Raw genomic sequence first — 20,081 nt, forward strand, 5'->3', positions numbered from 1 at the left:
CGACGGCTTCGGCTTCGGCGCCGGAGTCGACGTCGGCCTCGGCGCTCACGCCGACGCTCGGCATCGGCATGGTCGGCTACGCCTTCATGGGCGCCGCCCACTCCCAGGCGTGGCGCACCGCGGGGCGCGTCTTCGACCTGCCGCTGCGGCCCGTCCTCGCCGCTGTCGCCGGCCGGGACCGGGCCGCCGTGCGGGCGGCGGCGGACAAGCACGGCTGGGCCGCCGCCGAGACCGACTGGCGCGCCCTGGTCGCCCGGGACGACGTCCAGCTCGTGGACGTCTGCACCCCGGGCGACAGCCACGCCGAGATCGCCGTCGCCGCCCTGGAGGCGGGCAAGCACGTCCTGTGCGAGAAGCCGCTCGCCAACTCCGTCGCCGAGGCCGCGGCCATGGTCGCCGCCGCCGAGGCGGCGGCCGCCCGCGGCCAGGTCGCCATGGTCGGCTTCAACTACCGGCGGGTACCGGCCCTCGCGTACGCCCGTCGGCTCGTCGCCGAGGGCCGGCTCGGCGCGCTGCGGCACGTGCGGGTCACGTATCTGCAGGACTGGCTCGTCGACCCCGCCTTCCCGCTGACCTGGCGCCTGGAGCGGGCGCACGCCGGGTCCGGGGCGCTCGGCGACCTCGGTGCGCACGCTGTCGACCTCGCCCAGTACCTCGCGGGGGAGCTCCTGGTCGGGGTCTCGGCGCTCACCGAGACCTTCGTACGGGAACGGCCGCTGCTCGCGGGCGTGTCGGCCGGGCTCTCCGGCGCCGCCGGGGGAGCGGGGTACGGGGCGGTGACGGTGGACGACGCGGCGCTGTTCACCGGGCGGCTCGCGTCCGGTGCGCTCGCCTCCTTCGAGGCGACCCGGATGGCCGCGGGGCGGAAGAACGCGCTGCGGATCGAGCTCAACGGCGAGAAGGGCTCGCTCGCCTTCGACCTGGAGCGGCTCAACGAGCTCTCGTTCCACGACCACACCGAGCCGGCCGTCGCCGCGGGCTTCCGCCGGATCCTGGTGACCGAGCCCGACCACCCCTACCTGGAGGGCTGGTGGCCCCCCGGTCATGCCCTCGGCTACGAGCACACCTTCGTCCACCAGGCCCGCGACCTGGTCCTCGCCGTCGCGAACGGGGCCGGCCCGGCCCCGTCCTTCGCCGACGGGCTCCAGGTGCAGCGGGTGCTCGCCGCCGTGGAGGAGAGCGCCGAGAAGAACGCCGTCTACACCCCCGTCCAGGTCTAGGAGGCCGTCGACCGTGACCCGTCCCTTCACCCTGTTCACCGGCCAGTGGGCCGACCTGCCGCTCGAGGAGGTCTGCCGGCTCGCCCGCGACTTCGGCTACGACGGTCTCGAACTCGCCTGTTGGGGAGACCACTTCGAGGTCGACAAGGCCCTCGCCGACCCGTCGTACGTCGAGGGCCGCCACGCCCTGCTCGAGAAGTACGGCCTGAAGTGCTGGGCGATCTCCAACCATCTGGTGGGCCAGGCGGTCTGCGACCACCCCATCGACGAGCGCCACCAGGCGATCGTGCCGGCCCGGATCTGGGGCGACGGGGAGCCGGAGGGCGTACGGCGGCGGGCGGCGCGCGAACTGGCCGACACCGCCCGGGCCGCCGCCGCGCTCGGCGTCGACACCGTCATCGGCTTCACCGGCTCGTCGATCTGGCACCTGGTGGCGATGTTCCCGCCGGTCCCCGAGCGCATGATCGAGCGCGGCTACGAGGACTTCGCGGAGCGCTGGAACCCGATCCTGGACGTGTTCGACGCGGAGGGCGTGCGTTTCGCGCACGAGGTCCATCCGAGCGAGATCGCGTACGACTACTGGACCACCCAGCGGGCCCTCGACGCGGTGGACCGGCGGCCGGCCTTCGGGCTGAACTTCGACCCGAGCCACTTCGTCTGGCAGGACCTGGACCCGGTCGGCTTCCTCTGGGACTTCCGCGACCGGATCTACCACGTGGACTGCAAGGAGGCGCGCAAGCGGCTCGACGGACGCAACGGGAGGCTCGGCTCGCACCTGCCGTGGGGCGATCCCCGGCGCGGCTGGGACTTCGTCTCGGCCGGGCACGGTGACGTGCCGTGGGAGGACGTCTTCCGGATGCTCCGCTCGATCGGCTACGCGGGGCCCGTCTCGGTGGAGTGGGAGGACGCCGGGATGGACCGGCTCACCGGCGCTCCGGAAGCGCTTGCCCACCTCAAGCGCTTCGACTTCGACCCGCCCTCGGCCTCCTTCGACGCGGCCTTCGGCGGCCGCGACTAGGGCCTGTCCGACGGAGGACCGCCTTCGTACGCAGCTGGGAGCCCGGGTGGCGGCGACGTCACCCGGGTGGCCCCGCCCTGCCCTCACCCGGCTTTGTCCTGTCGCGGTGAAAAGTTCGACGGGAGCAGTGCGCAAGGGCTTTCCGGCCCGGACGAACCCCGCTACCGTCCCTGATGTGTACATGACGTAACTGTGAACGCCTGAAGGTTGCGACCAGCGTGACGGCGCGCGCCGGTCCCCGGACACCCGCACCCACCCGGCCCTACTCCGGAGGACATTCGTGCACAGCAAGAAACGCCCCCGAGCCAGAAAGCCCCTCGCCCTCCTCGCCGCCGGACTCCTCGCCCTCGGCGGCCAGCAGGCCCTCGCCGCGGAGACCGAGAACGGCACCGCCGCCCCCGCGGCCGCCGCGGAGGAGTTCCAGCAGGTCACCCTCGCCAAGGGCGGCGAGGAGGTCGGCGAACCGATGTCGCTCGCCGTGCTCCCCGACCGGAGCGTCCTGCACACCTCGCGCAACGGCGAGCTGCGCCGCACCGACGCCGCCGGCAACACCACGGTCATCGGCACCGTCCCCGTCTACTCCCACGACGAGGAGGGCCTCCAGGGCATCGGCCTGGACCCGGACTTCGCCACCAACAAGGCCCTCTACCTCTATTACGCCCCGCCGCTCGACACTCCCGCCGGGGACGCCCCCGAGAACGGCACGGCGGCCGACTTCGCGAAGTACGACGGCGTCAACCGCCTCTCCCGCTTCACGCTGAAGGCCGACGGCACCCTCGACAACGCCAGCGAGAAGAAGGTCATCGACATCCCCGCCACCCGGGGCATCTGCTGCCACGTCGGCGGCGACATCGACTTCGACGCGCAGGGCAACCTCTACCTGTCGACCGGCGACGACTCCAACCCCTTCGCCTCCGACGGCTTCACCCCCATCGACGAACGCCCGGACCGCAACCCCGCGTTCGACGCCCGGCGGACCTCGGGCAACACCAACGACCTGCGCGGCAAGATCCTGCGGATCAAGGTCGCCGAGGACGGCTCGTACACCGTCCCCGACGGCAACCTCTTCGCCCCCGGCACCGACAAGACCCGCCCCGAGATCTACGCGATGGGCTTCCGCAACCCCTTCCGCTTCAGCGTCGACAAGGCGACCGGCATCCTCTACGTCGGCGACTACGGCCCCGACGCGGGCGCCGCCGACCCCAAGCGCGGACCCGCCGGCCAGGTCGAGTTCGCCCGGATCACCAAGCCCGGAAACTTCGGCTGGCCGTTCTGCACCGGCAGGAACGACGCCTACGTCGACTACGACTTCGCGACCAAGGTCTCCGGCGCCGCCTTCGACTGCGCCGCCCCGAAGAACGACTCGCCGCACAACACCGGACTCGTCGACCTCCCGCCGGCCGAACCCGCCTGGCTCCCGTACGACGGCGGCTCCGTACCGGAGTTCGGCACCGGATCCGAGTCCCCGATGGGCGGACCCGTCTACCGCTACGACCCCGCCTCCACCTCCCCCGTCAAGTTCCCCGAGGCCTACGACGGCGACTTCTTCGCCGGGGAGTTCGGCCGGCGCTGGATCAAGCGCGTCGAGCAGGGCACCGACGGCACCGTCCAGTCCATCAACCCCGTGCCGTGGACCGGCACCCAGGTGATGGACATGGCCTTCGGCCCCGACGGCGCGCTGTACGTCCTCGACTACGGCACCGCCTGGTTCGGCGGCGACCACAACTCCGGGCTCTACCGCATCGAGAACGCCACCGGCGGACGCTCCCCGGTCGCCGAGGCGAGCGCGAACAAGACGTCCGGCACGTCACCCCTGAAGGTCGCGTTCTCTTCCGCCGGCACCACCGACGACGACGGCGACGCCCTTACCTACAGCTGGGAGTTCGGCGACGGCGGCACGTCCACGGCCGCCAACCCCACCTACACGTACCGGAAGAACGGCACCTACACCGCGACCGTGACGGCCAAGGACCCGAGCGGACGCACCGGTTCGGCCTCCGTCCACGTCGTCGTCGGCAACACCGCGCCCAAGGTCGCCCTCGAACTCCCGGCGGAGGGCGCCCTGTTCTCCTTCGGCGACGAGATCCCCTTCAAGGTCACGGTCACCGACCCGGAGGACGGCGCGATCGACTGCGCCAAGGTCAAGGTCACCTACGTCCTCGGCCACGACAGCCACGGGCACCCGGTCACCTCGGCCAACGGCTGCTCCGGCACCATCAAGACCTCCGCCGACGGCGGCCACGACGACGACGCCAACATCTTCGCCGTCTTCGACGCCGAGTACACCGACGGCGGAGGCGGCGGCCAGGCCGCACTCACCACCCACGACCAGGCCAAGCTCCAGCCGCGCCACCGCCAGGCCGAGCACTTCGACGGCCAGCAGGGCATCCGTACGTACGACAAGGCCGAGGCGAACGGCGGGCGGACCGTCGGCGACATCGACAACGGCGACTGGATCTCGCTCAAGCCCTACAACCTGACCGGGGCCACCAAGCTGACCGCACGGGTCTCCTCCGGCGGCGCGGGCGGCTTCCTCGAAGTCCGCACCGGCTCGCCCACCGGCACCCTGCACGGCTCCGCGCCCGTCCCCGTCACCGGCGGCTGGGAGACCTTCCAGGACATCGACGTACCCCTGCGGAACGTGCCCCGCAAGACGACCGAACTCTTCCTCGTCTTCAAGGGCGGAGCGGGCGCGCTCTACGACGTGGACGACTTCACGATCTCCAGCGCCCCGATCGACCGGAACGCCAAGCGCGTCCTCGTCTTCTCCCGTACCGCCGGCTTCCGGCACGACTCCATCGGCACCGGCGTCACCGCGCTGAAGGAACTCGGCGCCCAGAGCGGCATCACCGTCGACGCGACCGAGGAACCCCGCCAGTTCACCACCAACAACCTCGCCCGCTACGACGCCGTCGTCTTCCTCTCCACCACCGGAGACGTCCTCAACGCCGAACAGCAGACCGCCTTCGAGCACTACGTCTCCACCGGCGGCGGCTACATGGGCGTCCACGCGGCCGCCGACACCGAGTACGACTGGGAGTTCTACGGCGGCCTCGTCGGCGCCCACTTCCACTCCCACCCGCAGATCCAGCCGGCCACCGTACGCGTCGAGGACCACGACCACCCGGCCACCGAGCACCTCGACACCACCTGGCAGCGCACCGACGAGTGGTACAACTACCGCACCAACCCGCGCGGTCAGGCCAGGATCCTCGCCACTCTCGACGAGACCACCTACCAGGGCGGCACGATGAAGGGCGACCACCCGATCGCCTGGTGCAAGTCGTACGGTGGCGGGCGGTCCTTCTACACCGGCGGCGGCCACACCAAGGAGTCCTACGCCGAGCCGGCCTTCCGGCAGCACCTCCTCGGCGGACTGCGGTACGCCACCGGGCAGACCGCGGCCGACTGCCGGCCGCAGACCGGCTACCGCGAGCTCTTCAACGGAGAGACCCGCGAGGGCTGGAAGCAGGCCGGACCCGGCAGCTTCGACGTCGTCGACGGTGAACTGCGCTCGGTCGGCGGCATGGGGATGCTCTGGTACCAGGCCAAGGAGTTCTCCTCGTACTCCCTCACGCTCGACTGGAAGGCGGCCGGCGACGACAACTCCGGCATCTTCGTCGGCTTCCCCGCCTCCGACGACCCCTGGTCGGCGGTGAACAAGGGCTACGAGATCCAGATCGACGCGACCGACGCCGCCGACCGCACCACCGGAGCGGTCTACGGCTTCAAGTCCGCCAACCTCGCGGCCCGCGACGCCGTGCTCAGGCCGCCGGGCCAATGGAACAGCTACGAGATCCGCGTCCAGGGCGAACGCCTCCAGGTGTTCCTCAACGGGGTGAAGATCAACGACTTCACCAACACCGACCCGGCACGGAGCCTCAAGGACGGCCACATCGGCATCCAGAACCACGGAGCCGACGACCAGGTGTCGTTCCGCGCCATCAAGCTCAGGGAGCTCCCCTCGTAGAGCCCCCTGCCCAGCCGGCGGCGGGCGGGGAGGCGCCGTACCCCCCGCCCGCCGTCTCCACCACAGTCCAGGGAGGCAGGGTCGTGACCACCACAGGAACACGCACGGGAATCTGGCTGGTCGGAGCGAGAGGCTCCGTTGCCACCACGGCGGTGGCCGGCTGCGCCGCCGCCACGGCGGGCCTGCACCCACCGACCGGCATGGTGACGGAGACCGCCCCCTTCGCCTCCGCCGGACTCCCGCCCCTCGCCTCCCTCGTCTTCGGCGGACACGACACGGCGTCGTGTCCACTGCCCAAGCGGGCCGAGCACCTCACCGTCGCGGGCGTCCTCCCGCACGGCCTCGCCCCCGCCGTCGCGGCCGAACTGGGCGCCGCCGACGCGGAGATCCGCCCCGGCGGCCCGCTGCCCGGCGACACCCGCACGGAGGAGGAACTGATCTCCTCCTTCGCCGCCGACCTGACGGACTTCAGGATCCGGCTGGAACTGGACCGGGTCGTCGTGATCAATGTTGCCTCCACGGAGCCGGCGTCGGGGGGCGCCGGGCTCCCGCCCAGCTCCCTCTACGCCGCCGCCGCGCTCCGCGCAGGCTGCCCCTACGTCAACTTCACCCCCTCGACCGGGCTGCGCCACCCCGCCCTCACCGACACCGTCGCGGCGAGCGGCCTTCCCCACGCGGGCCGCGACGGCAAGACCGGCCAGACCCTCCTGCGTTCCGTCCTCGCCCCGATGTTCCTCCAGCGCGCCCTGACCGTACGGGCCTGGTCGGGCACCAACCTGCTTGGCGGGGGAGACGGCGCGGCCCTCGCCGACCCGGCCGCCGCGGCCGCCAAGAACGCGGGCAAGGAACGGGTCCTCGCGGACGTGTTCGGCCACGCCCCCGAGGGCGAGGTCCACATCGACGACGTCCCGGCGCTCGGCGAGTGGAAGACGGCCTGGGACCACATCGCCTTCGAGGGCTTCCTCGGCTCCCGGATGGTCCTCCAGACCACCTGGCAGGGCTGCGACTCGGCCCTCGCCGCGCCCCTCGTCCTGGACCTCGCCCGGCTGACCGCCCGCGCCCACGAGCAGGCCCTCTCCGGCCCGCTCTCCGACCTCGCCTTCTACTTCAAGGACCCGGAGGGCGAGGCCCCCGCGGGCCTCGCGGACCAGTACGCCCGCCTCGTCTCCTTCGCTGTCCGCCTGGGGGAGGCCCGGTGAGCCGGGTGCGCGGACGCGTCACGGCCTGGGCGGAGCTGCTGCGGGTCTCCGCGCTCGCCACCGTGCCCGGCGACGCCCTCGCGGGCGCGGCGGCGGCCGGCCTCCGCCCCAACCGTTCCACGCTCCTCGCCATCGCCTCCTCCCTGTGCCTCTACGAGGCGGGCATGGCGCTCAACGACTGGGCGGACCGCGCCGAGGACGCCGTGGACCGCCCCCACCGTCCCCTCCCCTCCGGCCGCGTCACCCCGCGCGCCGCCCTCGCCGCCTCCGCCGCCCTGACGGCCGCCGGCCTCGCGCTCGCCGCCCGCGCGGGCCGCCCCGCCCTGGCGACGGCCACCGCGCTCACGGCGACGGTCTGGGCGTACGACCTCCACCTCAAGCACACCCCGGCGGCCCCGGCCACGATGGCCGCGGCCCGCGCCCTCGACGTCCTCCTCGGCGCGGTCGCCACGTCGAACTCCTCCGCTCTCCGCGCCCCCCGAACGGCCGCCCTGGGCGCGGCCGGCGCGGTCGGCGCCCACACCTACGCGGTCACCGCGGTCTCCCGCCACGAGACCCAGGGCGGCTCGACCCGAACCCCCCTGCTGGCCCTCGCGACCACCCTGACCCTCACGGCCCTCACGGCCCGCCCCCGAGAGCGGCCCACGCCAGGGGCTGCCACCGGCCAAGGCCCCGCAGGCGCGGCGACACGGCCCACCACCTCCGTCGCCCGGATCGCCGCCGCGGCGGGCCCGCTGGTCACGGCGGCCGTCGGAGCCGCCTACGCCCGCACCCCCACCACCCCCCTCCTCCACGCGGCCCTCAACCCCTCACCACCCCTCACCCAGCGCTCCGTCGGCGCCGGCATCCGTGCCCTGATCCCGCTCCAGGCCACCCTCGCCGCCCGGTCGGGCGCGCCCGGCACCGCGCTCCTGGTGCTCGGCCTCGCCCCCCTCGCCCGAGCCCTCGCCCGGAAGGTGAGCCCGACATGAGCGCACGGCCCACGCCCGCCCCCGCCCCCGCCCCCGTCCCCCTCCCCACCGCCACCCCGCCGGGCCTGCGCCTCGGGTACGGCACCAACGGCCTCACCGACCTCCGGCTCGACGACGCGCTCGCCGTCCTCGCCGACCTCGGGTACGACGGCGTCGGCCTCACCCTCGACCACATGCACCTCGACCCGCTCGCCCCCGAACTCCCCGCCCGCACCGCGCGGGTGGCCCGGCGTCTGGACGCCCTCGGTCTCGGGGTGACCGTCGAGACCGGCGCCCGCTACGTCCTCGACCCCCGCCGCAAGCACGGCCCGTCACTCCTCGACCCGGACCCCGAGGCCCGTGCCACCCGCGTCGGTCTCCTGCTCCGCGCGGTCCGGGTGGCCGCCGACCTCGGCGCCCACGCCGTGCACTGCTTCAGCGGCGTCACCCCGGTCGGCACCACCGACGAGACCGCCTGGAAGCGCCTGGCGGAATCCCTCGACCCCGTCCTCGAAGCGGCGGCCGCCGCCCGCGTCCCCCTCGCCGTCGAACCCGAACCGGGTCACCTCCTCTCCACCCTCGACGACTTCCACACCCTCCGTTCCCTCCTCGGCGACCCGGACCCCCGCCATCTCGGCCTGACCCTCGACATCGGCCACTGCCAGTGCCTGGAAGCCGAGTCGCCGGCCGACTGTGTCCGGGCCGCCGCACCCTGGCTGCACCACGTCCAGATCGAGGACATGCGCCGCGGCGTCCACGAACACCTCCCGTTCGGCGACGGCGAGATCGACTTCCCACCCGTCCTCGCCGCCCTCGCCGAACTCACCGCCGCCGGCTACCCGGGCCTGACCGTCGTCGAACTGCCCCGCCACTCCCACGCGGGCCCGGAACTCGCCCGCTCCTCCCTCGCGTTCCTGCGCGGCCACTCCGGACACCCCGGCCCCTCCACCCGCCCCACCCCACCGAGAGAGCCAACTTGCTGACCCCGACCGCCCGGGCCTGGTTCGACGAGGCCCTCACCGCCGCCACCGACCGCACCGCCCTGTGGGAGCTGCGCTTCGCCTCCGCCGGCCGGCACTGCGGCCCGGACCACGCCGACTCCGTCCGCGTCGCCCTGCTCCGCGCGGCCCGCGCCGACCCGGCCGACCTCACCCGGCTCTACCAGCAGGGATCGGCACCCGAGCGCCGCGCCGTCCTCCTCGCCCTCCCCTCCCTCGTCACGGGCCCCGAGGCACTGCCTCTCGTCGAGGACGCCCTGCGCACCCACGACACCCACCTGATCGCCGCCGCCCTCGGCCCCTACGCCGCCGCCCACCTCGCCCCCCACGCCTGGCGCCACGCCGTCCTCAAGTGCCTCTTCACCGGCGTCCCCCTCGACACCGTCGCCGGACTCCACGACCGCGCCCGCGGTGACTCCGAACTCGCCCGGATGCTCAGCGCCTACGCCACCGAACGCACCGCCGCCGGCCGCCCCGTCCCCACCGACCTCCACCGCGTCCTCGCCCTCACCACCCCCACGGCCCGCCCCGAGGAGTCCTGATGCGCATCTTCGACCCCCACATCCACATGACCTCGCGCACCACGGACGACTACCGCGCGATGTACGACGCCGGAGTCCGCGCCCTGGTCGAGCCCGCCTTCTGGCTCGGTCAGCCCCGCACCTCACCCGCCTCCTTCGTCGACTACTTCGACTCCCTCCTCGGCTGGGAACCCTTCCGGGCCGCCCAGTACGGCATCGCCCACCACTGCACCCTCGCCCTCAACCCCAAGGAGGCCAACGACCCCCGCTGCACCCCCGTTCTCGACCTCCTGCCGCGGTACCTCGTCAAGGACAACGTCGTCGCCGTCGGCGAGATCGGCTACGACTCCATGACCCCCGCGGAGGACACCGCCCTCGCCGCACAGCTCCAGCTCGCCGCCGACCACGGCCTGCCGGCCCTCGTCCACACCCCGCACCGGGACAAGCTCGCCGGGCTGCGCCGGACCCTCGACGTGATCCGCGAGTCCGACCTCGCCCCCGACCGGGTGCTGCTCGACCACCTCAACGAGACGACCGTCAAGGAGGCCGCCGACAGCGGCGCCTGGCTCGGATTCTCCGTCTACCCCGACACCAAGATGGACGAGGACCGCATGGTCGCCGTGCTCAAGGACCACGGCCTGGACCGGATTCTGGTCAACTCGGCCGCCGACTGGGGCAACAGCGACCCGCTGAAGACCCGCAAGGTCGGCGACGCCATGCTCGCCGCCGGATTCTCCGACGACGACGTCGACCGCGTGCTGTGGCGCAACCCCGTCGCCTTCTACGGCCTCAGCGGCCGCCTCGATCTCGCCCCTCCTTCCTCCGACGCCCCGACCCATCTGGGCAACTCCGTCCTCCGCGGCGGGGAATGAGGCGGGCCGACCGATGCGCTTCCGCCACCCGGACGGCTCCACCGTCCACCTCGCCTACTGCACTAACGTCCACCCCGCGGAGACCCTCGACGGCGTCCTCGACCAACTGCGCGACCACTGCGAACCCGTCCGCCGCCGCCTCGGCCGTGACCGCCTCGGCATCGGCCTCTGGCTCGCCCGGGACGCCGCCCAGGCCCTGATCAACGACCCCGGCTCGCTGCGCACGCTCCGCGCCGAGATCGACCGCAGAGGACTGGAGGTCGTCACCCTCAACGGCTTCCCCTACGAGGGCTTCGGCGCCGCGGAGGTCAAGTACCGCGTCTACCAACCGGACTGGACCCGCCCCGAACGCCTCGCCCACACCGGCGACCTGGCCCGGCTGCTCGCCGCCCTCCTCCCCGACGACGTCACCGAGGGCTCCGTCTCCACCCTGCCGCTCGCCTGGCGCACCTCCTTCGACTCCGGCGCCGAGGAGACCGCCCTCGCCGCACTGACCACCCTCGCCGAACGCCTCGACGCCCTGGAGGAACTCACCGGGAAGAGCATCCGGATCGGCCTCGAACCGGAACCCGGCTGCACCGTGGAGACCACCGCCGACGCGATCGCCCCCCTCACCGCCGTCTCAAGCCCCCGCGTGGGCGTCTGCCTCGACACCTGCCATCTCGCCACCACCTTCGAGGACCCGACCACCGCCCTGGACTCCCTCGGCGCCGCCGGCATCCCCGTCGTCAAGGCCCAGCTCTCCGCCGCCCTGCACGCCGAGCACCCCCATCTCCCGGAGGTCCGCGCCGCGCTCGCCGCCTTCGCCGAGCCCCGCTTCCTCCACCAGACCCGCACCAGGACCGCCGCCGGACTGCGCGGCACCGACGACCTGCCGGAAGCCGTCTCCGGCCGGGCCCTCCCCGACGGCGCGCCCTGGCGCTCGCACTTCCACGTCCCCCTGCACGCCCCACCCGAGCCTCCGCTCACCTCCACTCTTCCGGTCCTCCGCACCACCCTCGCCCTCCTCCTCGGCGGACCGCGCCCCCGCACCCACCACCTGGAGGTCGAGACCTACACCTGGCAGGCGCTCCCGGCGGACCGGCGCCCCCGCAACCGCGCCCGCCTCGCCGACGGCATCGCCGCCGAACTCACCCTGGCCCGCGACCTGCTGACCGACCTCGGCCTCAAGGAACTGCCATGACCAGCCCACGCGGCGACACCCGGCCCACCCCCCTCCTCGTCCTCGACGTCGTCGGTCTCACCCCCCGCCTCCTGGAGCACATGCCCCGCCTGCGGGCCCTCGGCGCGGCCGGCTCACAGGCCCCGCTCACCACCGTCCTGCCGGCCGTCACCTGCACCGCCCAGACCACCTTCCTCACCGGCACCCTCCCTTCCGAGCACGGCATCGTCGCCAACGGCTGGTACTTCCGCGAACTCGGCGACGTCCTGCTCTGGCGCCAGCACAACGGCCTCGTCTCCGGCGACCGGCTCTGGGACGCCGCCCGCCGCGCCCACCCCGGCTACACCGTCGCCAACATCTGCTGGTGGTACGCCATGGGCGCGGACACCGACATCACCGTCACCCCCCGTCCCGTCTACTACGCCGACGGCCGCAAGGAACCCGACTGCTACACCCGACCACCGGCCCTCCACGACGAACTCACCGAGGAACTCGGCACCTTCCCCCTCTTCCATTTCTGGGGCCCGGGCGCCGACCTGGTCTCCAGCCGCTGGATCATCGACGCCACCCGCCACATCCTTCGCACCCGCCATCCGGATCTCGCTCTCGCCTACGTCCCGCACCTGGACTACGACCTCCAGCGATACGGCCCGGACGACCCGCGCGCCCTGCGGGCAGCGGCCGACCTGGACACCGCTCTCGCCCCCCTCCTCGACGAGGCCCGAGCCGAAGGCCGCACGGTCGTCGCCCTCTCCGAGTACGGCATCACCCGCGTCAGCCGGCCCGTCGACATCAACCGCGCCCTGCGCCGCGCCGGCCTCCTGGAGGTCCACACCCAGGACGGCATGGAGTACCTGGACCCGATGACCTCGCGCGCCTTCGCGGTCGCCGACCACCAGCTCGCCCATGTCTACGTCCGCCGCCCCGAGGACCTTGACACCGTCCGTGAGACCCTCGCCGGTCTGCCCGGTGTCGAGCGACTCCTGGACGACGAGGGCAAGAAGGAGCACGGCCTCGACCACCCCCGCTCGGGCGAACTCGTCGCCCTCGCCGAGCCCGACGCGTGGTTCACGTACTACTACTGGCTCGACGACACGCACGCGCCCGACTTCGCCCAGCTCGTCGAGATCCACCGGAAACCCGGCTACGACCCCGCCGAACTCTTCATGGACCCGCTCGATCCCTACGTACGGGTCAAGGCGGCGAAGGCGATCGCCCGCAAGAAGCTCGGCATGCGCTACCGGCTCGCGGTGGTCCCCCTGGATCCCTCACCTATTCGCGGCAGCCATGGCCGCCTCCCCACGAGCGACGACGAAAGTCCGCTCATTCTGTGCTCCACCCCCCGCGCTGTGAGCGGCCGCGTAGCGGCCACCGATGTGAAGTCCCTCTTGCTCCGACTGGCCGGTCTTTCCTGACCGATCTCCAGTGAAGCAGAGACCACCGACAACGAGGAGTTATCCACAGATGACCCGCTCCCGCCGCATCTCGCCCGCCACCCCGGACCCGGAGCTGACCCGCAAGCTCAGCAGACGGAACATGCTCGGCGTCGCCGCCGGCACGACCGCCGCCGCCCTGCTCGGAGCGGCCGCACCCCAGGCCGCCGCCGACTCGGCCGACCGTGGACCCGGCCAGGACGGTGGCCACGGCCACGGACACGGCAAGGGCCGCCCTGTCCTCCCGCCCGGCCGCCTCGGCATCCAGCTCTACTCACTGCGCGACAAGGTCTCCACCCTCGGCTTCGCCGCGGTCTTCGCCGAACTGAGCAAGTACGGCTACGACGAGGTCGAGTTCGCCGGGTACGGCCAGGGCTCAGCGGGCCCGATCACCCTCGCCGAACTCAAGAAGCTCACCCGCGAACACGGCCTGCGCGGCATCGGCAGCCACGTCGGCTACTACAACGACGGCGACCCGAACGCGTACACCTTCGCGCAGAACCTCGACAAGGTCCTCGACGACGCCCAGGCCCTCGGTCTCCCGCACATCGGCACCGCGTCGGGCCCCTGGCGCTACGGCGCCACCGTCGACGGCTGGAAGCGCTGCGCCGAGGACTTCAACCGGTACGGCGCCGAGGCGAGGAAGCGCGGCATGAAGTTCTACCAGCACAACCACGCCGAGGAGTTCTCCTTCGCCACCGACCGGCCGAACGTCCGGCTCTACGACGTCCTGCTCGCCGAGACCGACCCCGACCTCGTCCACCTCGAAATGGACATCTACTGGGCGTACGTGGCCCAGTTCCGCTTCTCCCGCCGAGCCGACGGCACCCCTGCCCCCTTCGACCCGCTGGACTACGTCCTCGCCCAGCCCCACCGCTATCCGCTCTTCCACGTGAAGGACGGCGAACACGACGACTCCGTCCGCGACGGCTACCGCATGGCGGACGTCGGGGACGGAGACATCGACTACCGGCGCTTCATCTCGGCGGTGAACCGCACCCACCACGGCTACCGCGCGCACCACTGGCAGGCGGAACACGACAACCCCGTCGAGTCCTTCGCGTTCGCCCGCAAGTCCAGCGCGCACCTGCACTCGCTGCGCGAGAAGCAGTGCTGAGCCCGAGCAGCCCGAGCAGGCGCAACAGCCCGAGCAGCCGGCAGGCCGTCACGCTCACACGTCCCGGCTGATCGGCCGCGGGTTCGCCACCACCCGGCGGGCCCGCGGCACGGGCGACTAACTACCCGGAGTACCACCTGATGCCGCAGGAGGGCCTTGGCATGATGGTGTGATGATCGATCCGATATCAGCGGTGGTCCCGGCCGGCCGCCTGAGCACCGGCGGCCAGCCGGTCTTCGACCTCGGGCACGGCTTCGAACTCAGGCCGTGGGGGAGGGACGACGCCGACGTGCTGGCGGAGTCCTGCCGCGATCCGGAGATCCAGCAGTGGAACCGTCCCGGGTATCTGTCGCCGGCCGAGGCCGCCGCCAAGATCGAGAGCTGGGGGCAGCGCAGGCTGGCGGAACAGGCCGTGATCTGGGCGATCTCCCCGCTCGGCGACGGCGGGCCGGTCGGCCTGATCGGCCTGGCCGACATCGACCTCCACGGCGGAAGCGCCGAGTTCCTCTACTGGCTGCTGCCGCGAGGCCGCGGACACGGACTGATGACCAGGGCCACCGACCGGATCAGCCGGTGGGCCCTGGACGACCTGGGTCTGCACCGTCTCCGTATCACGCACTCCGTCGCCAACACGGCGTCCTGCCAGGTGGCGACGCAGGCGGGCTTCGCGCTGGAAGGGACCATGCGGAGCGCCTTGCTCCACGCGGACGGATGGCACGACGAGCACCTGCACGCGCGCGTGCAGGGTGACCCCTGGCCGGCCGACGGCACGGCGTGACCCCCGGCACCCGGCTCGCTCAGCCGATTCCCTGACGGTCCCCCTCCAGTGCGAACGCCCGGTCGGCGGCCTCCGGTGTCGTGCGCTCGACCAGTTGGGTCAGGAGCGTGCGGTGCCGGAGCAGAGGCTCGCGGCGGTCCACCGGTGCCAGGGACAGCAGGTCGTCGAGGCCCGCCAGCATCCGCCGTGACACCTGGGGATTGCCGGGGGCGCAGCCGCGGATCTCGGTGAAGCCGAGGTCCACCAGGTCCGTCCACCCCGGTCCGTCCTGCACCAGCCGGACCGCGTCCTTCGCGTCGCGATGGTGGACCGCCCCGAGCGGTCGGTTCGCCACCGCGGCCAGGAACTGCGTGATCCGGTCCAGCGCCTGCACGGCCGTCGTCGGGTCGTTCACGGCGGGGGAGAGGGCGCGAAGGCCGATGTCCGCGAGCTGCCGCAGCCCGAAGCCGAGGTCCTGGTGGAAGGTCCGCTCCACCCCCACCGACACGGCCGCCCCGATCCTGCGGGGCACCCGCCCGCCGTGCACGGCGAGGATCGGCGTCCCCGGCACCACGAAGTCGCCCATCCGCGGCAGCAGCCGCAGCACGACCCCGTGGCGCCGCGCGAGCCGTACGAGCAGGGCGACGTTCACATCCCGCAGCACCCCGGCGCGCCCCCGGTGCAGCACGTGCTCGGTCGGCTGGCCCAGCTCGCCGAGCTCTCCGGCGTACTGCGGCTGCTTCGCCAGGACCCCGAACGCCTCCCGTGTGATGCGGTCCACCACGTGCCCCACGCGCATCAGCCGCAGCGTGGAGTTCACGTACGCCACGAAGAGCAGCAGGCTCAGCCCGACCATGAGCACGGTCACTACCGACTGCACCAGCGGCACCGTCGACACGTACCGGGGATCGGTCTCGCTGTCGTACGAGGTGAGGACGAGCAGCGAGAGCAGGAACGTGGCGAGGAAGACGGAGAAGGTCGTCTTGGTGATCCGGCTCCGGATGAAGATCCGCACCACGCGCGGGCTGAACTGCCCGCTGGCCATCTGCACGGCGACGAGCGAGATGGAGAAGACGACACCGATGAAGGTCATCATCGCGGAGCTGATCGTGGTCACGATCGTCTTGGCGTCCTCGACGATCCCGATCAGCTCGGTGACCGCGTCGTAGTCCCGCTCGTCCTGGAGGTACCGGATGACCGCCTCGTCCACCGCGGACGCGACCAGCCACAGCACGAAGACGGCCGTCAGACTCGCGATCGGGGCGAACCAGAAGGTGTCCCGCAGATGCTCCCGCAGGGGCGACAGCATCCTGGGCCTGCGGTAGGTGGACCCACGGGGCTCGAAGAGGTTGCTCACCCAGCGCAGGCTAGGCGCCCCCGAGGGCTACGCCACGCAGGCGTACGGTGACACTCTGTGCACCACCCCGTGCGGCCCCGCCGCACCCCACTGACCACGGGAAACGTGGGTGAAAGGCGCCTCAAACCCCTGGTAGAGTTATCCATGTCGCCGCGGGGAACACCCCAGAACGACACAACACCTAGTCCGGGTGGCGGAATGGCAGACGCGCTAGCTTGAGGTGCTAGTGCCCTTTATCGGGCGTGGGGGTTCAAGTCCCCCCTCGGACACCAGCAGGAACCCCAGTTCATCTGGGGTTTTTTGCGTTTCGGGGCAACAGTCGCGAACGCCCCCTCGTGTCGGCCGTCGGCCGTAGTCTGTTGCCGGAGAACGAGGGGGAGACGATGACGGACCACCGTACGACGAACGTTCCGGTGTGGACGCTGGCGACCGGCGACGTCCGGGTGCCCGCGCTGACCGGAGACGAGCCGATGACGGCCGAGCGCCTGGCTGAACTGCGCGGTGTTCTGGCCGCCCTGGCGGACGAACCCATCGCCACCCTCGAGGTGCATCCGCTGCCCGCCAGGCTCGACCGCAGCCGAGGCATCCCGCTCGACGCCGCGAGTCCCTTGGCGCAGCACCTGTCGCAGCTCATCGCGCAACCCGCGCGAAGCTCCTCGTCGGCCGCCACGGCGGCCGCTGCCGGCGAAGGCCTGTATCGCATGGTGGTTCCGGCGAAGGTCGCCGCCCAGTTCGGGCAGGGCATCGTCCGCTCGATGCCGTCGAAGGGTGCCGCCCGCGGTATCTACGGCGCCCTCGTGGACTCCACGGGCATCGCGGCCCAGGCGACGTTCGTGCCGGTCGGCAAGGCGGCGGCAGCGGGCGCGGTCGGTGGAGCCGGTGCGACAGCGGGTGTCGCGGTCGCCGGCAGCGCGGCGCTCACCGTGGCCGCGCCGCTCGTGCTCATGGCCGTCGCGGTGGGCGTGAGCGCGAACGCGGACGCCAAGCGCCAGCAGGCCATCGAGCACATCACGGAGCTGCTGGAGCAGTTGCAGGAACAGAAGCTAGACGACGAGCACAGCGAACTCGACGGCTGCCGCGACGCCATCGACAAAGCCACCGCGATCCTGCTCGACCAGGGCAAGCTCGGGGTCTCGCTGGGACTCGACTCGGCCGTGCATGCCATCAACACGGCGCTGGGCGCCGCCGATCGCCGTCTCGCCCGGTGGCAGAGCGCGCTCCACAAGCTGCCTGACGGCAAGCCCGTCGAGATCGCCACGTTGGCCAAGTCGTTCCCCGGCGTGGACGAAGGCGGCGGTACGTTCCGGGCCCACCTCGAACTCGCCGGCCTGGCCATCGCGCTGAAGCGGCGGGTCGTCGTCCTGCAGGCCGTCGACCACGCGCAGAGCGACCCCGGCAACCTGTTCGAGAGCTTCTCCCGTGCGCTCAAGGCCGACCAGCAGCGCCTCGACAGTCTGGAGTCGAGCATCGCGGGCGTCCTGCAACGCCTGTCGGCGCTGGACCTGACCCGCCCGCAGGGTTTGCTGCCCGTCTTCTCGGCCGGTGAGGTCGATCGCCTGATGCGCGCGGCGAACCGGATCCACAAGCTGGGCGACGGCGTCGTCGCCGACAGCCGCCCGACGGACGTCTCGATCGAGATCGCCCGCGACAAGGACGGCTCGGTGGTCGTGTTCCCGGCGCTGCCCGCGCAGCGGTAGGGCGCCTGCGGTCGCGCGAGCGGTCACGCCCTCCGGGCCAGCACCAGCCGGCACCGGGGGCTGCCGTCGGGCCTTCGGTCCAGGGACTCGATCGTTCGGGTCTCCACCGTGAAGCCCGCGTGGGTCAGGCGGTCGCGGACGTCCGGTAGGCGGAAGGTGCGGTAGTACATGACGAAGGGTGGTCGCCAGATCGCGTTCCGTACCCGCATCGCCGCGTCGAAGCCGAACAGCGTCCAGTAGGCGCGCGAGCCGACGCGTGGTGGGGCCGGGAGGGGGAAGGCGAGGAGGCCGCCCGGGCGGAGGGAGTCGTGGATCTGGCGGAAGAGGGTGAGCTGGTCGCGCGGCAGGAAGTGGCCGAAGGCGCCGAAGCTGACCGCCAGGTCGAACGTCGGGGCGAACGGGAGCGCCAGGACGTTCGCGCGGATCAGGGTGGCCTTCGGGTGGGCCCGCCTGGCCTGCTCGAGCATGCCCGCGCTGAAGTCCACACCCGTGACCCGGCCCGCGCACAGCGAGCGGAGGACGGACAGGCCGGCCCCCGTGCCGCAGCACACGTCGAGGCCGGTGTCGAACGGGCCGACGGGGCGCAGCGCCTCCGTGACCGCCGAGAGCACCAGGTCCGGGGTGCGGAAGGGGGTCGCGTCGAACTTGCTCGCCAGCAGGTCGTACCCGCGCTCCACCGAGGAGAACGCCTGGACGGTCAGCTCACGTGCGGTCGGGCCCTGAGGGGTGAACATGCTCCGACATTACGCCGTCGCTCTGCGTGGGGATGAGGCTCCAGGACGGCGCGGTGCCGGTCAGCTGGCAGGCCAGCAGGTAGAGGGGGATCGGAGGGGTGTAGGGCGACGTGCCGTCCGGGTGGTGGATCAGTCGGGGACGACGGTCGGGGACCTCTGCGCCCGGGGCGTAGCAGGACGGCAGAGGCCAGCGCAGATCAAGGTCGGAGCCGGCCGGGACCAGCCACCACCACCAGTCCGTGTCCGCGTAGACACAGCCCTTCGCCGGCAGCCGGGAGAGGATGCGGAAGCCGTAGCGCGCCGGGACGCCGACCGCGTCGCAGCCCAGAGTGGTGCGGAAGCCGGGTGGGACGATCAGGCCGGTCGAGCCCCCGGTGCTCGTCGTGCCGGTCGCGCCCATCGCGTCCGTGGTCCTGCGGGACCTCGGCGTCAGCAGGGTCGCCATCGACCTCAGCACGTGTGCCCCATGCCGTGGGCCAGCTCGGCCCAGACGACCCGTGCCGTGCCGTGCCCCGTACCGTCCGAGCCCCACGCGCTGGACAGCGCGTCCACAAGGAGCAGCCCCCGGCCGCGTTCCTCCTCGCCGCAGTCCCGGATGCGCGGGTCCGCCGCGCCGCCCTCGTCCCGTACCGCTATGCGCAACTGGTCCTCCCCCTCGCGCAGTTCGCAGACGACATGGCCGCTCGCGGTGTGTACCACCGCGTTGGTGACCAGCTCCGAGACGATCAGCGTGACCGTGTCGCGTATGTCGGGGGCGCAGCCCCAGAGGATGAGCCGCTCCTCCGCCAGTCTGCGGGCGCGCGAGACCGACGAGGTGCGGGCGGGGAGCTCGAAGGTGAACCGACGGACGTCGTGGCGGAGGACTTCGGTGCGTGGGCGCTGGTGCATGACGCGGGGGCTCATGAGACCTGAGGGAAGCGCGTTACCAGAAGCCACGACCGGTTCCTCACAACAGTGGGTAAGCAGTGCCGTACGCGACCCCCGTGGCGGCGCGCGGCAGCAGCGCGTACTGGTTCACCGGAATACTTTGCTCCCGACGCGGACACTTGGCAAGTGGCACTCTGAAAATTGCAGAG

At 72.3% G+C, this 20,081-nt stretch carries 17 protein-coding genes and 1 tRNA gene; 14 read left to right on the plus strand and 4 right to left on the minus strand.

What is annotated here, in order from left to right:
• The first annotated feature begins 68 nt into the window (after nucleotides 1–68).
• The 12 genes from ACF09C_RS06635 (at nucleotide 69) to ACF09C_RS06690 (ending at nucleotide 15,238) form a co-directional block, all read left to right on the plus strand.
• Nucleotides 69–1,220 (plus strand): Gfo/Idh/MocA family protein, encoded by a 1,152-nt coding sequence (locus ACF09C_RS06635; RefSeq protein WP_392090253.1) that lies wholly within the window; start codon nucleotides 69–71, stop codon nucleotides 1,218–1,220.
• A gap of 13 nt (nucleotides 1,221–1,233) precedes the next feature.
• A complete protein-coding gene (locus tag ACF09C_RS06640) occupies nucleotides 1,234–2,238 on the plus strand; it encodes a sugar phosphate isomerase/epimerase family protein (RefSeq protein ID WP_392089459.1) in 1,005 nt (334 codons plus the stop codon).
• Between the two features lie 280 nt (nucleotides 2,239–2,518).
• Entirely contained in the window at nucleotides 2,519–6,208 is a 3,690-nt protein-coding gene (locus ACF09C_RS06645) for a ThuA domain-containing protein (RefSeq protein ID WP_392089462.1), read from the plus strand.
• Nucleotides 6,209–6,291: 83 nt separating this feature from the next.
• Entirely contained in the window at nucleotides 6,292–7,407 is a 1,116-nt protein-coding gene (locus ACF09C_RS06650) for an inositol-3-phosphate synthase (RefSeq protein WP_392089464.1), read from the plus strand.
• A complete protein-coding gene (locus ACF09C_RS06655; RefSeq protein WP_392089467.1) occupies nucleotides 7,404–8,378 on the plus strand; it encodes an SCO3242 family prenyltransferase in 975 nt (324 codons plus the stop codon). The genes ACF09C_RS06650 and ACF09C_RS06655 overlap by 4 nt, the downstream gene beginning before the upstream one ends.
• Complete coding sequence (locus ACF09C_RS06660) at nucleotides 8,375–9,340, plus strand: sugar phosphate isomerase/epimerase family protein (RefSeq protein ID WP_392089469.1); 966 nt, start codon at nucleotides 8,375–8,377, stop codon at nucleotides 9,338–9,340. Before ACF09C_RS06655 ends, ACF09C_RS06660 begins: the two co-directional genes overlap by 4 nt.
• Entirely contained in the window at nucleotides 9,334–9,897 is a 564-nt protein-coding gene (locus tag ACF09C_RS06665) for an EboA domain-containing protein (protein WP_392089471.1), read from the plus strand. The genes ACF09C_RS06660 and ACF09C_RS06665 overlap by 7 nt, the downstream gene beginning before the upstream one ends.
• On the plus strand, nucleotides 9,897–10,748 hold the full coding sequence (locus tag ACF09C_RS06670; RefSeq protein ID WP_392089473.1) for a TatD family hydrolase: 852 nt from the start codon (nucleotides 9,897–9,899) through the stop codon (nucleotides 10,746–10,748). The genes ACF09C_RS06665 and ACF09C_RS06670 overlap by 1 nt, the downstream gene beginning before the upstream one ends.
• Nucleotides 10,749–10,761: 13 nt before the next feature.
• A complete protein-coding gene (eboE, locus tag ACF09C_RS06675) occupies nucleotides 10,762–11,931 on the plus strand; it encodes a metabolite traffic protein EboE (RefSeq protein WP_392089476.1) in 1,170 nt (389 codons plus the stop codon).
• Nucleotides 11,928–13,325, plus strand: coding sequence for an alkaline phosphatase family protein (locus ACF09C_RS06680; protein ID WP_392089478.1), 1,398 nt, complete (start codon nucleotides 11,928–11,930; stop codon nucleotides 13,323–13,325). Before eboE ends, ACF09C_RS06680 begins: the two co-directional genes overlap by 4 nt.
• 49 nt (nucleotides 13,326–13,374) lie before the next feature.
• Nucleotides 13,375–14,460, plus strand: coding sequence for a sugar phosphate isomerase/epimerase family protein (locus ACF09C_RS06685; RefSeq protein ID WP_392089480.1), 1,086 nt, complete (start codon nucleotides 13,375–13,377; stop codon nucleotides 14,458–14,460).
• Nucleotides 14,461–14,632: 172 nt separating this feature from the next.
• Entirely contained in the window at nucleotides 14,633–15,238 is a 606-nt protein-coding gene (locus ACF09C_RS06690; protein WP_392089483.1) for a GNAT family N-acetyltransferase, read from the plus strand.
• 19 nt (nucleotides 15,239–15,257) lie between these two features.
• Here the strand turns inward: ACF09C_RS06690 and ACF09C_RS06695 are convergent, their stop codons facing one another.
• Complete coding sequence (locus tag ACF09C_RS06695) at nucleotides 15,258–16,526, minus strand: DUF2254 domain-containing protein (RefSeq protein WP_392090256.1); 1,269 nt, start codon at nucleotides 16,524–16,526, stop codon at nucleotides 15,258–15,260.
• A gap of 232 nt (nucleotides 16,527–16,758) precedes the next feature.
• Between ACF09C_RS06695 and ACF09C_RS06700 the strand changes: the two genes are divergently transcribed.
• Both ACF09C_RS06700 and ACF09C_RS06705 read left to right on the plus strand, forming a co-directional pair.
• Nucleotides 16,759–16,846 (plus strand) — tRNA-Leu (locus ACF09C_RS06700).
• Between the two features lie 111 nt (nucleotides 16,847–16,957).
• Complete coding sequence (locus ACF09C_RS06705) at nucleotides 16,958–18,271, plus strand: hypothetical protein (RefSeq protein ID WP_392089485.1); 1,314 nt, start codon at nucleotides 16,958–16,960, stop codon at nucleotides 18,269–18,271.
• 23 nt (nucleotides 18,272–18,294) lie between these two features.
• On the opposite strand, the gene ACF09C_RS06710 is transcribed toward ACF09C_RS06705, so the two are convergent.
• From ACF09C_RS06710 to ACF09C_RS06720, 3 genes are read right to left on the minus strand one after another with little or no spacing between them, the layout of a single operon-like run.
• Nucleotides 18,295–19,005, minus strand: a complete 711-nt coding sequence (locus tag ACF09C_RS06710; protein ID WP_392089487.1) for a class I SAM-dependent methyltransferase — start codon at nucleotides 19,003–19,005, stop codon at nucleotides 18,295–18,297.
• A complete protein-coding gene (locus tag ACF09C_RS06715; protein WP_392089489.1) occupies nucleotides 18,974–19,462 on the minus strand; it encodes a hypothetical protein in 489 nt (162 codons plus the stop codon). Before ACF09C_RS06715 ends, ACF09C_RS06710 begins: the two co-directional genes overlap by 32 nt.
• Nucleotides 19,456–19,893, minus strand: a complete 438-nt coding sequence (locus tag ACF09C_RS06720) for an ATP-binding protein (RefSeq protein WP_392090259.1) — start codon at nucleotides 19,891–19,893, stop codon at nucleotides 19,456–19,458. The genes ACF09C_RS06715 and ACF09C_RS06720 overlap by 7 nt, the downstream gene beginning before the upstream one ends.
• Nucleotides 19,894–20,081: the final 188 nt, after the last annotated feature.

It is taken from the genome of Streptomyces sp. NPDC014870, from assembly GCF_043081505.1.
In the GTDB taxonomy this organism is placed as follows: domain Bacteria; phylum Actinomycetota; class Actinomycetes; order Streptomycetales; family Streptomycetaceae; genus Streptomyces.

Excerpts from the sequence above, each read along its gene's own strand:
- ACF09C_RS06660 (WP_392089469.1), top strand. The coding sequence starts at position 8,375 with ATGAGCGCACGGCCCACGCCCGCCCCCGCCCCCGCCCCCGTCCCCCTC.
- ACF09C_RS06670 (WP_392089473.1), top strand. The coding sequence starts at position 9,897 with ATGCGCATCTTCGACCCCCACATCCACATGACCTCGCGCACCACGGAC.
- ACF09C_RS06685 (WP_392089480.1), top strand. The coding sequence starts at position 13,375 with ATGACCCGCTCCCGCCGCATCTCGCCCGCCACCCCGGACCCGGAGCTG.
- ACF09C_RS06680 (WP_392089478.1), top strand. The coding sequence starts at position 11,928 with ATGACCAGCCCACGCGGCGACACCCGGCCCACCCCCCTCCTCGTCCTC.
- ACF09C_RS06705 (WP_392089485.1), top strand. The coding sequence starts at position 16,958 with ATGACGGACCACCGTACGACGAACGTTCCGGTGTGGACGCTGGCGACC.
- eboE (WP_392089476.1), top strand. The coding sequence starts at position 10,762 with ATGCGCTTCCGCCACCCGGACGGCTCCACCGTCCACCTCGCCTACTGC.
- ACF09C_RS06695 (WP_392090256.1), bottom strand. The coding sequence starts at position 16,526 with ATGCTGTCGCCCCTGCGGGAGCATCTGCGGGACACCTTCTGGTTCGCC.
- ACF09C_RS06710 (WP_392089487.1), bottom strand. The coding sequence starts at position 19,005 with ATGTTCACCCCTCAGGGCCCGACCGCACGTGAGCTGACCGTCCAGGCG.
- ACF09C_RS06690 (WP_392089483.1), top strand. The coding sequence starts at position 14,633 with ATGATCGATCCGATATCAGCGGTGGTCCCGGCCGGCCGCCTGAGCACC.
- ACF09C_RS06635 (WP_392090253.1), top strand. The coding sequence starts at position 69 with ATGGTCGGCTACGCCTTCATGGGCGCCGCCCACTCCCAGGCGTGGCGC.
- ACF09C_RS06720 (WP_392090259.1), bottom strand. The coding sequence starts at position 19,893 with ATGCACCAGCGCCCACGCACCGAAGTCCTCCGCCACGACGTCCGTCGG.